The sequence below is a fragment of the Kitasatospora sp. NPDC041988 genome (genome assembly GCF_055588525.1).
On the sequence record NZ_JBVJCO010000049.1, the window covers coordinates 59144 to 72177 of the forward strand.

Annotated in this window: 12 protein-coding genes; 11 read left to right on the forward strand and 1 reads right to left on the reverse strand. The window is 74.2% G+C overall.

All coding sequences use genetic code 11. The features are described from left to right. The first annotated feature begins 179 nt into the window (after positions 1-179). The 9 genes from ACZ6NC_RS34355 (at position 180) to ACZ6NC_RS34395 (ending at position 10128) form a co-directional block, all read left to right on the forward strand. Positions 180-1028: a hypothetical protein gene (locus ACZ6NC_RS34355; RefSeq protein ID WP_465737788.1), complete on the forward strand. Its 849-nt coding sequence runs from the start codon at positions 180-182 to the stop codon at positions 1026-1028. Then, positions 1025-1861 carry a response regulator gene (locus ACZ6NC_RS34360; RefSeq protein WP_465737789.1) on the forward strand — a complete coding sequence of 279 codons (837 nt, stop codon included), beginning with the start codon at positions 1025-1027 and terminating at the stop codon, positions 1859-1861. Before ACZ6NC_RS34355 ends, ACZ6NC_RS34360 begins: the two co-directional genes overlap by 4 nt. Continuing rightward, entirely contained in the window at positions 1858-3126 is a 1269-nt protein-coding gene (locus tag ACZ6NC_RS34365; protein ID WP_465737790.1) for a sensor histidine kinase, read from the forward strand. The genes ACZ6NC_RS34360 and ACZ6NC_RS34365 overlap by 4 nt, the downstream gene beginning before the upstream one ends. 324 nt (positions 3127-3450) lie before the next feature. Then, positions 3451-4203, forward strand: a complete 753-nt coding sequence (locus ACZ6NC_RS34370) for a GntR family transcriptional regulator (RefSeq protein ID WP_465737791.1) — start codon at positions 3451-3453, stop codon at positions 4201-4203. Positions 4204-4213: 10 nt separating this feature from the next. Continuing rightward, positions 4214-4441, forward strand: a complete 228-nt coding sequence (locus ACZ6NC_RS34375) for a 4Fe-4S dicluster domain-containing protein (RefSeq protein WP_209413139.1) — start codon at positions 4214-4216, stop codon at positions 4439-4441. A gap of 11 nt (positions 4442-4452) precedes the next feature. Continuing rightward, positions 4453-5835 carry an ABC transporter substrate-binding protein gene (locus ACZ6NC_RS34380; protein WP_465737792.1) on the forward strand — a complete coding sequence of 461 codons (1383 nt, stop codon included), beginning with the start codon at positions 4453-4455 and terminating at the stop codon, positions 5833-5835. Then, a complete protein-coding gene (locus ACZ6NC_RS34385; protein ID WP_465737793.1) occupies positions 5832-6674 on the forward strand; it encodes an ABC transporter permease in 843 nt (280 codons plus the stop codon). The genes ACZ6NC_RS34380 and ACZ6NC_RS34385 overlap by 4 nt, the downstream gene beginning before the upstream one ends. Beyond that, positions 6671-7435, forward strand: a complete 765-nt coding sequence (locus ACZ6NC_RS34390) for an ABC transporter ATP-binding protein (protein WP_465737794.1) — start codon at positions 6671-6673, stop codon at positions 7433-7435. Before ACZ6NC_RS34385 ends, ACZ6NC_RS34390 begins: the two co-directional genes overlap by 4 nt. After that, positions 7432-10128 (forward strand): fumarate reductase/succinate dehydrogenase flavoprotein subunit, encoded by a 2697-nt coding sequence (locus ACZ6NC_RS34395; RefSeq protein WP_465737795.1) that lies wholly within the window; start codon positions 7432-7434, stop codon positions 10126-10128. The genes ACZ6NC_RS34390 and ACZ6NC_RS34395 overlap by 4 nt, the downstream gene beginning before the upstream one ends. A 132-nt stretch (positions 10129-10260) precedes the next feature. On the opposite strand, the gene ACZ6NC_RS34400 is transcribed toward ACZ6NC_RS34395, so the two are convergent. Continuing rightward, on the reverse strand, positions 10261-11055 hold the full coding sequence (locus ACZ6NC_RS34400) for a metal-dependent hydrolase (protein ID WP_465737796.1): 795 nt from the start codon (positions 11053-11055) through the stop codon (positions 10261-10263). 156 nt (positions 11056-11211) lie between these two features. Between ACZ6NC_RS34400 and ACZ6NC_RS34405 the strand changes: the two genes are divergently transcribed. Together ACZ6NC_RS34405 and ACZ6NC_RS34410 are read left to right on the forward strand one after the other, a co-directional pair. Further along, complete coding sequence (locus ACZ6NC_RS34405) at positions 11212-12000, forward strand: amino acid ABC transporter ATP-binding protein (RefSeq protein ID WP_465737797.1); 789 nt, start codon at positions 11212-11214, stop codon at positions 11998-12000. A gap of 37 nt (positions 12001-12037) precedes the next feature. Next, the gene (locus tag ACZ6NC_RS34410) at positions 12038-12913 is read left to right on the forward strand and encodes a glutamate ABC transporter substrate-binding protein (protein WP_465737798.1); all 876 of its coding nucleotides are present in this window, start codon (positions 12038-12040) and stop codon (positions 12911-12913) included. Positions 12914-13034 lie beyond the last annotated feature (121 nt).

Consider the following 13034-nt stretch of genomic DNA (forward strand, 5'->3'; position numbering starts at 1 on the left):
CTCCCCCCCCCCCCCCCCCTCCGCCCCCCCCCCCCCCCCCCCCCCCCCCCCCCCCCTCCCTCCCCCCCCCCCCCCCCCCCCCCCCCCCCCCGGGCCGGAACCGGGGGCTCCCCTCCGGACGACCTATCACCGTGGACGAACCGGCGGATCGCCGCAGACCAGCTAAGGAGGGGCGGGCCGTGACGACAGCCTTCCCGGCCCGGCGGCGAGCCGGTGTGCCGGCCCTGGCGGGTGCCGCGCTGGCCGTGTTGCTCGCCGGGTGCGCGACGCCCGGCGAGCTGAGGGACAACGGTGCGACGGCGCGGGTGACTCCACCGCCGGTGGCCCAGCCGCTCTGGGCGGGCCTGGCGACCGCGCCGCCGCCGGCGACCCCGACCGCTGCCACCGATCCGCCGCCGCAACCCGTCCCGGACGTGACCGTGCCGGGCCAGGACATCACCGCGCTCGACACCCGGACCGTGCTCGCCAAGGACCCACAGCTGACGGCGGACGAGCGACGCACCCTCGACGGCTGCCCGGGCTGTGAGCTCCGCAGCCCCGAGTACCGCGACCTCACCGGTGACGGGCGGCCCGAACTGGTCGCCGCCGTCGGCACCGTCGGGCCGGTGGTGCTGCACGTCTACACCCTGGCCGGGGACCGCGTGGTGCCCGTGCTGCGGGTCCAGGTGCTGAAGGGTTTCAGTGCCGAGACGGTCGGCGCCGACCTGTGGCTGCACGAGCCGACCACCGTTTCCGTCCGGACCAGCAGCCGCTACCACTGGGACGGCGTCCGGCTCGGCCTGGTGGAGCGGAAGGACGAGGGGATCGGCCCCGTCCCCGCCGCCGGCCAGGGGGGCGCCGCCGAGACCGGGGCGCCGCCCACCGCCACGCCCCCCGCCGCGCCCAGTGCGGCCCGCCCCAGCCGCGCCCCGGCCCAGCCCGGCGCCCCCACCGTCGGGAACGGAACCGGCGGGACCGTCCCCACCCCGCGCGGGGCCGTCCCGGCGCCCGCCCGTCCGACCCCAGCTCCCCCGGAAGCGAAGCCATGAACCCCGCAGCTCCGCCCGCCCAGCCGCACATCCTGATCGTCGAGGACGACGAGGTGATCCGGGAGGCCACCCGGATGGCCCTGGAACGGTACGGCTTTCCGGTCTCCACGGCCGCCGACGGCCTGGAGGGTCTGGAGGCGTTCCACGCCGTCCGCCCGGACCTGCTGCTGCTCGACGTGATGCTGCCGCTCCTGGACGGGGTCGGCCTCTGCCGGCGGATCCGTGAGGAGAGCCAGCTGCCGATCCTGATGATGTCGGCCCGCACCGACCCGGTGGACGTGGTCTCGGGGCTGGAGGCCGGCGCGGACGACTACGTCGTGAAGCCCTTCGAGAGCGCGGTGCTCGTCGCCCGGATCCGGACGGTGCTGCGCCGGGTCCGCGTCGTGCCGGCGGCCGAGGCCCCGCCACCGGCCGCCGCTCTGTCACCGGTCCCCTTCCCGAGCGGTGTTCCCTCCGGCCCGGCCGCCGCTCCCTCCACGCCTGCCGGGCCGTCGGCCGCTTCGGTCCCCAGGGCCGACACCGTGCCCGCGCCACCGGCCCGGACGGTGCGCAGCCTCGACGGGATGGAGGTGGACACCGACAGCATGGAGGTACGGGTGCACGGCCGGCTCGTCCCGCTCACCCCGACCGAGCTGCGGCTGCTGCTGGAGTTCACCGCCGCGCCCGGCATCGTGCTGGAACGTTCCGGCCTGCTGGAGCGGGTGTGGGACTACGAATGGGGAGCCGACACGCGGGTGGTGGACGTCCATGTGCAGCGGCTGCGCGCGAAGATCGGCGCCGGCCGGATCGAGACGGTGCGCGGGTTCGGCTACAAGCTGCGGCGCCCGGTATGACGCTGCGCCGTCAGATCGCCACCGCCGTCGCCGCCATCTCCGTCCTGGTCGCGGTCACCGTCGGCCTGCTGGTGCACCAGGCGATGGTCCGCCAGCACATGGACCAGGCCCGCGGATCCGCGCTCGCCGCGCTGGACTCGTCGCTGGCGGTGTACCAGCGCAGCGGCGAGGTCTCCGGCCGGGGCGCCGCCCTGGACGACCCGGCGCTGCCGCAGCCGCTGCGCACGCTGGTGGCGGAGGGCCGGCAGGGGTCGGTCCTGGCCGTCGGGTCGCAGGGCGAGGCCATGTGGGCGGCCACGCCCGTCCAGAACGGGGCGCTCTCCGTCCGGGTGGACTTCGCGCAGGACCGGCAGGCCATCGCCGACCTCGACCGGATCATCCTGATCGCCGTCACCGCGTCGGTCTTCACGACGGTGCTGGCCGGGGTGCTGGTCGCGGACCGGATCAGCCGCCGGCTGCGGACGGCCGCGGCGGCCGCGCGGGGGATCGCCGCCGGGAGGACGGACACCCGGATCGGCGAGCTGGTCGAAGGGCGGGACGAGGTCGCCGATCTCGCGGCGGCGGTCGATTCGATGTCCCGGGCGCTGCACCGCCGGCTGGAGGACGAGCAGCAGTTCACCGCGGACGTGGCGCACGAGCTCCGCACCCCGCTCACCGGTCTGGTGACGGCCGCAGAGCTGCTGCCGCCGGGCCGGCCGACCGAGCTGGTCCGCGACCGGGTGCGGGTGCTGCGCTCGCTGGTGGAGGACCTGTTGGAGGTGTCCCGGCTGGATGCGGACGCCGAGACGCCGTACCTGTCGGCGGTGCCGCTGGAGCGCGCGGTGCGCCGCACGGTCGCGCTCACCGGGCTGACCGTGACGGTGACGGGCGAGGCCGACGGGGTGGTCCGCACCGACCTGCGCCGGCTGGACCGCATCCTGGGCAATCTGCTGGTCAACGCCGACCGGCACGGCAGCGGCCCGGTGCTGCTGGGCGTGGACGGGTTGCGGATCACGGTGCGCGATCACGGGGCGGGCTTCCCCGACGACCTGCTGCGGCACGGGCCCCAGCGGTTCCGGACCGGTGTGCGCGAGCGCGGACGCGGCCACGGGCTGGGGCTGACGATCGCGCAGGGCCACGCCCGGGTGATCGGCGCGGCGCTGACGTTCGCCAACCACCCCGACGGGGGCGCGGTGGCGACCCTCGTCCTGCCGCCCGGGGCGGAGGACGCCGGGCCGGAGGCGGTGGACGGCGAGGGCTCGCAGGAGCGGCGGCTGCAGCCGTGACCTCGCTCCGGGAGCCCCCGGAGCGAGGCCGGCGGTTGCCGGACGAATGAGCACAAGCCGTGAACCCGTGGGAGTGCTCCCGCGGGGAAGCACGGCGCGAACACGCGGGCGTGCCGGGCGCCGCTGCGGGCGGCGGCGCCCGTGATCCGCCCCGGGAGCCGGACCGGCCCCGGGTGGCAGTTGGGCTCGGCCGAACGCCCTTTCCGCAGGTGACAGCAGGTCTCGACGGGCCGTCAGGTGGCGTAATGCGGCGGCAACGAAAAACCGGCCGGTACGGGCCTATGGTTCAGGCCGAACCCGACCCCGAGGCCCGGAGCAGCGCCGATGACCAGCGAGAACCCGAACCGTGCCGGTGCCCGGCGGCTGCGCGCCGACCGGGCCCGGCAGGTCGCGGACGTCCTGCGCCGGCAGGTGCTGAACGAGGCGTACAAGGACGGCCCGCTGCCGCACGAGGACCGGCTGGCCGAGGAGTTCGGCGCCTCGCGGAACACCGTCCGGGAGGCGCTGGACCTCCTGCGCGGCGAGGGCCTGGTCCGCCGGGTGCCCGGCTCGGGAACGCTGGTGGTGGCAGAGAAGGTGCCGCACGGGCTGAACCGGCTGCAGGGCCTCGCCGAGACCCTGCACGAGCACGGCGAGGTGACCAACGAGGTCCGCGCCTTCGGACCGGTCCGCGCACCCGGCCCGGTGGCCCGCCGGCTCGGGCTCCCCGAGGGCGCGGACGTGGTGTACGTGGAGCGGCTGCGCCGGCTCAACGGGCTGCCGCTCTCGCTCGACCTCACCTATCTGGCGCCCGACATCGGCGCCGAGCTGGCCGCGGAGGACCTGGTCGGCCAGGACATCTTCCGGCTGATCGAGGAGGTCACCGGCCGGCCGCTCGGCCGGGCCGACATCACCCTGGAGGCGGTCAACGCCGACCCGCACTCCGCCACCGTTCTCGAAGTCCCCCGCGGGGCCGCCCTGTTGATGCTGGAGCGACTCACCGCACTGGCCGACGGGCACCCCGTGGACCTGGAGTACGTCCGCTTCCGCGGCGACCGGCTCACCATGCAGGGCCGGCTGCTGCGCGACACCCCCTGAGGAATCCCCCATGGCGCTCGCCGACCACCGATCCGACGTGCCCGTGACCATCGACGCCTCGCTCTGCATCGACGGCTGCACGCTCTGCGTCGAGATGTGTCCGCTGGACTCGCTGGCCATCGACCCGGACAGCAACAAGGCCTACATGCACGTCGACGAGTGCTGGTACTGCGGCCCGTGCGCGGCCCGCTGCCCCACCGGCGCGGTCACCGTCAACATGCCCTACCTACTCCGTTGAGGATGCGTCAGATGCCCTACACCACCCGCCCGTTGAGATCCCTGCTGGCCGCGGCGACGCTGGCCGCCGCGACCGCCTGCTCGTCCTCGGCCGGCACCGGTGGCGCCACCGTCGAGGTCGTCGTCGGCTACCAGTCGAAGACCATCAACACCGTGACCGCCGGCACCCTGCTGCGCGCCCAGGGCTACTTCGAGCAGCTCCTCGCCGAGCAGGGACGCAAGGACGGGAAGACGTACCGGGTCACCTGGCAGGACTACGACTCCGGTGCGCCGATCACCGCGCAGATGCTCGCCGACAAGACCGACATCGGCTCGATGGGCGACTACCCGCTGCTGATCAACGGCTCCCGCGCCCAGGAGGCCGGCGGGCCCGGCACCCGGCTGGTCTCGGTGACCGGATACAACCTGCTCGGCGCGCTCAACTCCGTGGTCGTAGCGAACAGTTCGACCGCGCATACGCTGGCCGACCTGAAGGGGCGGAAGGTCTCCACCTCGGCCGGCTCCGCCGCCGACGGCACCCTCGTCCAGGCGCTCGCCAAGGCGGGTGTGGCCGAGGGCGAGATCCAGAAGCAGAACCAGCAACCCGCCGTCGGCGCCTCGGCGTTGAAGGCCGGCGGGGTGGACGCGCTGGCGCAGTTCGTGGCCTGGCCCGGCGCGGTGGTCTTCGCCGGCGACGGCCGGCTGCTGTACGACGGCGCCGCGCTCGGCCGGCCGACCCTGCACGGCGTGGTGATCCGGCAGAAGTTCGGCACCCAACACCCGGAGGTGGTGCAGGCCTTCCTGCGGGCCCAGGCCTCCGCCACCCGGTTCCTCAACGAGCACCCGCTGGACGCGAGCCGGAAGGTCACCGAGGCGACCGGTCTGCCGCCCGAGGTGGTGCACCTCTACAACGGCCCGAACGGCATCGCCACCTTCGCCACCCCGCTGGACCCGAAGCTGCTGGACGCGCTGCGCGAGGACGTGCCGTTCCTCAGGTCGGTGGGCGTGCTGAAGGCCCTGGACGTCGAGAAGTTCATCGACGCCTCCTACCAGCAGCAGGCCGCGCTGCCCACCATCGCGCCGGCCCGGATCACCGGCACCGACCCGGTCTGCGGCCGGCCCGTCGAGGATCCGAAGCTGGCCGGGGAGATCTGGTACGACGGCGAGGAGACCACCCGGCCCGCCGCCGACCCCGGCTGCCTGCTGCGGGCGCTGAAGAACCCGACGGGCAAGGTGCGCGCCGCGTACGTGCCCGACGCCGCCACCGGCACCCGCTGGTTCGCGGACAAGGACTGGTGGGTACAGGACGGCACCGGGCTGCTGCCGTTCACCACCGAGGACGGTGCGAAGGCGTACCTGGCCACCCACCCCGGCGCCCGGCAGCTCTCGTACCAGGAAGCGCTGGCCGCGTCATGACGCCCGCACGACGGCTGGCACAGGCCGGTGCGCTGCTCGCGTTCGTCGGGCTCTGGCAGCTGCTGACCGCTCGGCGGGTGCGGTTCTGGGTGCGCTTCGACCACCTGCCGACGGCCGTCCAGGTCTGGCAGGCGTTCACCGAGCGGCTCGGCACCGCAGAGTACTGGCAGGACCTCGCCGACAGCCTGCGGCGGATCGGCAGCGGCTTCCTGCTGGCGGCGGTGCTCGGGGTGGCGGTCGGGGTGCTGACCGCCCGCTCCCGCTGGGCCGCGGACCTGCTCGGGCCGGTGCTGGAGGTGGTCCGGCCGATCCCGGCGATCGCGCTGGTGCCGGTCGCGATCATGCTCTTCCCGGAGAACGAGCAGGGCATCGTCTTCATCACCTTCACCGCCGCGTTCTTCCCTGTCCTGGTCGCCACCCGGCACGCCGTGCGGGCCGTTCCCCCGCTCTGGGAGGAGGCCGTCCGGACCATGGGCGCCGGGCGCGGGCGGGTGCTCTGGAGCGTCGTGCTGCCCGGCGCGCTGCCGGGCGTGGTCGGCGGCCTGTCGGTGGGGATCGGGGTGTCCTGGATCTGCGTGATCTCGGCCGAGATGGTCTCCGGGCAGTTCGGCGTCGGGTACCGGACCTGGTCCGCGTACACCGTGCTCGACTACCCGGGGGTGTTCGTCGGGATGGCCACCATCGGGCTGCTGGGCTGGGCCACCTCGGGCGCGGTCGAGCTGCTCGGCCGCCGGCTCACGTCCTGGCTGCCGCCGGCCCGGGCGGGCGCCCCCACGGCGCCGGCCCCGTCCCGGCCCGCGCAGCCGGTGGTGCCCGCGCGACAGGAGGCGAAGGTATGAGTCTGCGGCTGACCGCCCGGGGCCTGAGCCTCGGCCACCCCGGGCACCCGGTGCTCGACGGCGTGGACCTCGACATCGCACCCGGCGAGGTGCTGACGGTGGTCGGCGCCTCCGGCGGCGGCAAGTCCACCCTGCTGCGCGCCCTGGCCGGGCTGCTGGCGCCGCTCGGCGGCGAACTGCTCGCCGACGGGCGGCCGTTGCGCGGCCCCGGCGCCGAACGCGCGCTGGTCTTCCAGGAGGACGGCCTGCTGCCCTGGCGGACCGTCCGGCGCAACGTCGAACTCCCGCTCGCCGTCCGGCGGACCTCACGGGCGGAGCGGCGCGCCCCGGTCGCCGACTGGATCGACCGGGTCGGCCTCGCCGGGCTGGAGCGGCGGTTGCCGCGCGAGCTCTCCGGCGGCCAGCGGCAACGGGTGCAGCTCGCCCGGGCGCTGGTCGGCGCTCCGCGGGCGGTGCTGATGGACGAGCCGTTCGGCGCGCTCGACGCGCAGACCCGGTCCGCGATGCAGCAACTGCTGCTCGACGTCCAGGAGAAGGAGCGCTGCACGGTCGTCTTCGTCACCCACGACGTCGACGAGGCGCTGCTGCTCGGCGACCGCGTCGCCGTCCTCGGCGGCGGGACGGTCACGGCCGTCCACGACGTCCCGTACGCCCGCGACGCCGCCGCCCGCACCGAGCCGGCCGTGCTCGCGCTGCGCGAACTGCTGCTGGCCCAACTGTCCGGCGCCGACCGCCGGACACCCGAGAAAGGCTCCCGATGAAGATCCCCGACCTCGCCGAGGCCCGGCGGCTGAGCTGCGACGTGCTGGTGGTCGGCGGTGGTACCGCCGGGTCGATGGCCGCGATCAGCGCGGCCGAGGCCGGGGCGGACGTCCTGCTGCTGGAGAAGGCGCACGTCCGGCACTCGGGCGCGCTGGCGATGGGCATGGACGGCGTCAACAACGCCGTCGTCCCGGGCCGCGCCGAGCCGGACGACTACGTCGCCGAGATCACCCGCGCCAACGACGGCATCGTCGACCAGCGCACCGTCCGGCAGACCGCCACCCGCGGCTTCGCGATGGTGCAGCGGCTGGAGCGGTACGGGGTGAAGTTCGAGAAGGACGAGCACGGCGAGTACCAGGTCCGCCAGGTGCACCGCTCGGGCAGCTACGTGCTGCCGATGCCGGAGGGCAAGGACGTCAAGAAGGTGCTCTACCGCGTCCTGCGGCAGCGGCACATGCGCGAGCGGATCACCATCGAGAACCGCGTCATGCCCGTCCGGGTGCTCACCGCGGGCGGGCGGGCGGTGGGCGCCGCCGGGTTCGACACCCGCAGCGGGGAGTTCGTCACCGTCTCGGCCGGCGCGGTGGTGCTCGCCACCGGCCCCTGCGGCCGGCTCGGCCTGCCCGCCAGCGGCTACCTGTACGGGACGTACGAGAACCCGACCAACGCCGGGGACGGTTACGCGATGGCCTACCACGCGGGCGCGGAGCTGAGCGGCATCGAGTGCTTCCAGATCAACCCGCTGATCAAGGACTACAACGGGCCCGCCTGCGCGTACGTCGCCAACCCCTTCGGCGGCTACCAGGTGAACCGGCACGGCGAGCGGTTCGTCGACTCCGACTACTGGTCCGGGCAGATGATGTCCGAGTTCGCCGCCGAACTCGCCTCCGACCGCGGCCCGGTCTTCCTGCGGACCACCCACCTGCCCGAGGAGACCGTCCAGGCGCTGGAGTCGATCCTGCACACCACGGAACGGCCCAGCCGGGGCACCTTCCACGCCGGGCGCGGGCACGACTACCGGACCCACGACGTCGAGATGCACATCTCCGAGATCGGGCTCTGCGGCGGGCACTCGGCGAGCGGGGTCCGGGTCGACGACAACGCCGCCACCACCGTGCCCGGCCTCTACGCGGCAGGCGACCTCGCCTGCGTCCCGCACAACTACATGATCGGCGCCTTCGTCTTCGGCGACCTGGCCGGCACCCACGCCGCCGGCCATCTCCCCGCCGGGCGCGCCGAGTTGCCGGCCGACCAGATCGCGGCCGCGCACGAGCTGGTCTACCGCCCGCTGCGCCACCCCGACGGGCCGCCGCAGCCGCAGGTCGAGTACAAGCTGCGGCGCTTCGTCAACGACTACATCGCACCGCCCAAGACCGGCGCACGCCTCTCCCTCGCCCTCGACCACGTCGAGCGGATGCGCGGCGAGATCGCCACGATGGGCGCCCGGACCCCGCACGAGCTGATGCGCGCCGTCGAGGTGGACTTCATCCGGGACTGCGCCGAGATGGCCGCCCGCTCCTCCCTCGCCCGCACCGAGAGCCGCTGGGGCCTCTACCACGAGCGCGTCGACCACCCCGGGCGGGACGACGAGCGCTGGTTCAGCCACCTCAACCTGCGGAAGAACGCGGCCGGCGCGATGGAGTTCCTCACCCGGCCCGTCGCCCCGTACCTGGTCCCGGTCGACGGCCTGGAACCGCCCGCCCTCCCGGTGACCGTCCTCGGCGAGGTCCACCCGCTGCCGGTCGGCCGCACCGGCGAGGCCGCGCCCCTCGCCCCGGCGCGCACCTCCGCCGACACACCGGCCTCCCCGCGGCTGCTCGACCTGCTCCGGCTCGCCGAACTGCAGCCCGGGCTCAGCCAGTTGGCACCCTACCTGGCCGACCCGGCCGCCGAGGTCCGGCGCACGGCCGTCACCGTGCTGACGGAGACCGCGCCGGACGGCACCGGCGCCGCGCTCGCCCGCGCGCTGGGCGACCGGGACGAGCTGGTCCGGGCGGCGGCGGTGGCCGGGCTGCGCGAACTGGCCGAGGTGCTGGACGCCGCGCTCGGCGCAGACCTCCTCCCGGCGGCGGCCTCGCCCGACCCGGTGGTGCGGGCCGGGGTGCTGGAGCTGGCCCGGGTGCTGCGGGCCGGCACGGTGCGGCTCTTCGCGGACGCGCTCGCCGACCCTGCCGTGCCGGTGCGGCTCCAGGCCGTGCACGGGCTGGTCTCGCTGGACGCCGCCACCGCCCTGGCGGACGCCGCCGGCGACGCCGCCCGCGAGGTCCGGGTCGCCGTCGGCGAGGGCCTCGGCACCGTCGGCGACCCGGCGGCCACGGCGACTCTGCTCCGGCTGGCGGGCGACCCCGACCCGCTGGTGCGGGCCGCCGCCCTCACCGGCGCGGCCGGGATCGGATGCCCGCCCGAGCTGGCCACGCCCGCCGGGGCCGCGGCGCGGGACGAGGCGTGGCAGGTGCGCAAGGCGTCCGCCGCGGCGCTGGCCGCCGCCGGAGTGCTCGCCCCCCTGCTCGGCCTGCTCGGCGACCCGGACGCCGACGTCCGCAAGGCCGCCGTCCGCGCCCTGGCCGCATCCGCCACCGAACCCGCCGTCACCCCCGCCCTCCGCGCCCGCCTCGCCGACCCCGACGCCGACGTCCGCGCCTACGCCCGCCTCGCCCTCCGGGCACCCGCGGCGGTGGGGCTCCGGCCATGACGCCCGGGGCGGGTGGGGGGCGATCGGCCGGTCCGAGCCGAGGGGCCCGCGTCAGCCGATGACGCCGAGGGGTCCGCGTCAGCCGATGAGGCCGAGGGGTCCGCGTCAGCCGATGAGGCCGAGGGGTCCGCGTCAGCCGATGAGGCCGAGCGCGCCCAGCGCCCCCACCCCGCCGAGGGCCATGAAGACGGGCATCAGGATCTTGATCTCGACCCGGCTGCCGGCCCGGAACCGCATGCCCTTCGGCGGCCCGATCGGGTACCAGCGCCGGCGGCCGACCGGGATCGGCCACAGGATCGGGCAGCCGGAGACCGTCAGCGCGTCGCCGACGCAGTGCACCAGCGCGCCGAGCACGATCGGCAGGCCCACCCAGAGGTACTCCTGGCCGGGCTCGGTGAACAGCCATCCGGCGCCGTTGCCGGGCCGGTCGAGCACCTCGACCAGCATCCAGGCGCTGCATGCGCCCAGCAGCCAGACCAGCACGTCGCTGGAGACCCGGGCGTGGCGCCAGAGCAGCCCCTCGATGGCGAGCACCATGTGGACGAACAGCACCGCCAGCACGCCCCAGCGGCCGCCGTACACGCAGACCGCGGCCGCGCCGGCGCCGCAGAGCACGGCCCAGAGCCAGGTGTGGGTCAGCGTCCGGTGCCCGCCCGAGCGGCGCGGGTCGCGCTTGCCCCGGGTCGACTTGTAGACCGAGTAGGAGAGTTTGTCGATCACCTCGCAGAGCGCCCGGGAGACCGGCCCGAAGGCCCGCGATATCGTCGCCGCCTTGTGGTCCAGGTCGGGCGCGAGCGCCGCACCGGCGCAGATCAGTGCCCCCGCGAGCAGGACCGGCCACGGCATCGGGTGGTCCCAGGCCGCCGCCGCGGCGCCCACCCCCAGCCAGGCCGCCGCCCCGGAAAGCGCGTGTGCCGGACCCATCATGGCGACAACCATCCCTCGATCGACTGCCGGACACCCCGCGCGCCCGACGGTCCCGCAGCATATCGACAGACGATCTTGCGTTCCGACCGCCGTGACCGGCAGCCGCATCGCATGCCCGCTGCTCCCGGCGTGCGGCCGCCGTCCGGAGGACGGACCATGAGGCCGACGAGCGGAGGGACATTGACCCAGGAGATCCCCACCACGGCCACGGGCGACCTGGTCGTGCTGCGCAAGGTCAACAAGCACTTCGGCAAGCTGCACGTCCTCCAGGACATCGACCTGACCATCGCGCGCGGCGAGGTCGTCGTCGTCATCGGGCCGTCCGGCGGCGGAAAGTCCACGCTGTGCCGCGCCATCAACCGACTGGAGACCATCGACTCCGGCGAGATCGCCATCGACGGCAAGCCGCTGCCCGACGAGGGCCGCGAGCTGGCCGCGCTCCGGGCCGACGTGGGCATGGTCTTCCAGTCCTTCAACCTCTTCGCGCACAAGACCGTGCTGCAGAACGTGACGCTCGGCCAGATCAAGGTCCGGGGGAAGGACAGGAAGGCCGCCGAGGAGCGGGCCCGCGGGCTGCTCGACCGGGTGGGTGTCGCGTCCCAGGCGGAGAAGTACCCCGCCCAGCTCTCGGGCGGCCAACAGCAGCGCGTCGCGATCGCCAGAGCGCTGGCCATGGACCCGAAGATCATGCTCTTCGACGAGCCGACCTCCGCGCTCGACCCCGAGATGATCAATGAGGTGCTGGAGGTGATGCGGCAGCTCGCCCGGGACGGAATGACCATGGTCGTCGTCACCCACGAGATGGGATTCGCCCGTTCGGCCGCCAATCGCGTGGTGTTCATGGCGGAAGGCCGGATCGTGGAGGAGACGACGCCCGATCGGTTCTTCAGCCACCCGAGCAGCGAGCGGGCCAAGGACTTTCTGGCGAAGATCCTTCACCACTGACGGGCCCCGGGACCCTTGAGCACTAGGGAAGATCACCATGAAGCTTCGCAAGGTCACGGTCGCGGCGGCCGCCGCGCTCGTACTGGCCCTGACCGCCGCCGGCTGCAGCTCCGACGGCGGCGGTACGAGCAGCGGCAGCAGCGGCAGCCCGGGCGGCGGTACGAGCGGCGCCACGGGTGGCGGCGGCAAGATCACCGTCGGTATCAAGTTCGACCAGCCCGGCATCGGCCTGAAGACCCCGGACGGCACGTACACGGGGTTCGACGTCGACGTGGCCACGTACGTCGCCAAGGAGCTCGGTCACCAGCCCGGCGACATCCAGTGGAAGGAGGCCAAGAGCGCCGACCGCGAGACGCTCCTCCAGCGCGGCGACGTCGACTTCATCGCCGCCTCGTACTCGATCACCCCCGCGCGCTCGGAGAAGGTCGACTTCGCCGGCCCCTACCTCCTGGCCCACCAGGACGTCCTGATCCGGGCGGACGACGACTCCATCACCAAGCCCGAGGATCTCAACAACAAGAAGCTCTGCTCGGTCACCGGCTCCACCTCGGCGCAGAACGTCAAGACGAGGATCGCACCCAACGCCCAACTCCAGGAGTACGGCGGCTACTCGGAGTGCCTGACCGGCCTGGAGAACAAGGCCGTCGACGCCCTGACCACCGACGACTCGATCCTCGCCGGCTACGCGGCGCAGCCCGAGTTCAAGGGCAAGTTCAAGCTCGGCGGCTTCAAGATGAGCAACGAGAACTACGGCATCGGGGTCCAGAAGGGCAGCGAGCTCACGGCGAAGATCAACACCGCCCTGGAGAAGATGGTCGCCGACGGCTCCTGGGAGGCGGCCGTCAAGAAGAACTTCGGCCCGGCCAACTACCAGAACGAGCCCGCACCGAAGATCGGCGTCATCGTCAGCTGAAGCGGGTGACCCACGGCGGGGGGGGACGCAGGGGGGGGACCCGGGGCGCACCCCCCCAAAAGGGGCAGCACCACACCAAGAGTCCCCCCAACCGCGGAGGTCGCCCAAACGGCAAGGAGAA

What these genes read in the sequence shown, in the direction of transcription:
- ACZ6NC_RS34360 (WP_465737789.1), top strand. Translation starts at nt 1,025, where the DNA reads ATGAACCCCGCAGCTCCGCCCGCCCAGCCGCACATCCTGATCGTCGAG.
- ACZ6NC_RS34365 (WP_465737790.1), top strand. Translation starts at nt 1,858, where the DNA reads ATGACGCTGCGCCGTCAGATCGCCACCGCCGTCGCCGCCATCTCCGTC.
- ACZ6NC_RS34370 (WP_465737791.1), top strand. Translation starts at nt 3,451, where the DNA reads ATGACCAGCGAGAACCCGAACCGTGCCGGTGCCCGGCGGCTGCGCGCC.
- ACZ6NC_RS34375 (WP_209413139.1), top strand. Translation starts at nt 4,214, where the DNA reads ATGGCGCTCGCCGACCACCGATCCGACGTGCCCGTGACCATCGACGCC.
- ACZ6NC_RS34380 (WP_465737792.1), top strand. Translation starts at nt 4,453, where the DNA reads ATGCCCTACACCACCCGCCCGTTGAGATCCCTGCTGGCCGCGGCGACG.
- ACZ6NC_RS34385 (WP_465737793.1), top strand. Translation starts at nt 5,832, where the DNA reads ATGACGCCCGCACGACGGCTGGCACAGGCCGGTGCGCTGCTCGCGTTC.
- ACZ6NC_RS34390 (WP_465737794.1), top strand. Translation starts at nt 6,671, where the DNA reads ATGAGTCTGCGGCTGACCGCCCGGGGCCTGAGCCTCGGCCACCCCGGG.
- ACZ6NC_RS34395 (WP_465737795.1), top strand. Translation starts at nt 7,432, where the DNA reads ATGAAGATCCCCGACCTCGCCGAGGCCCGGCGGCTGAGCTGCGACGTG.
- ACZ6NC_RS34400 (WP_465737796.1), bottom strand. Translation starts at nt 11,055, where the DNA reads ATGATGGGTCCGGCACACGCGCTTTCCGGGGCGGCGGCCTGGCTGGGG.
- ACZ6NC_RS34405 (WP_465737797.1), top strand. Translation starts at nt 11,212, where the DNA reads ATGAGGCCGACGAGCGGAGGGACATTGACCCAGGAGATCCCCACCACG.
- ACZ6NC_RS34410 (WP_465737798.1), top strand. Translation starts at nt 12,038, where the DNA reads ATGAAGCTTCGCAAGGTCACGGTCGCGGCGGCCGCCGCGCTCGTACTG.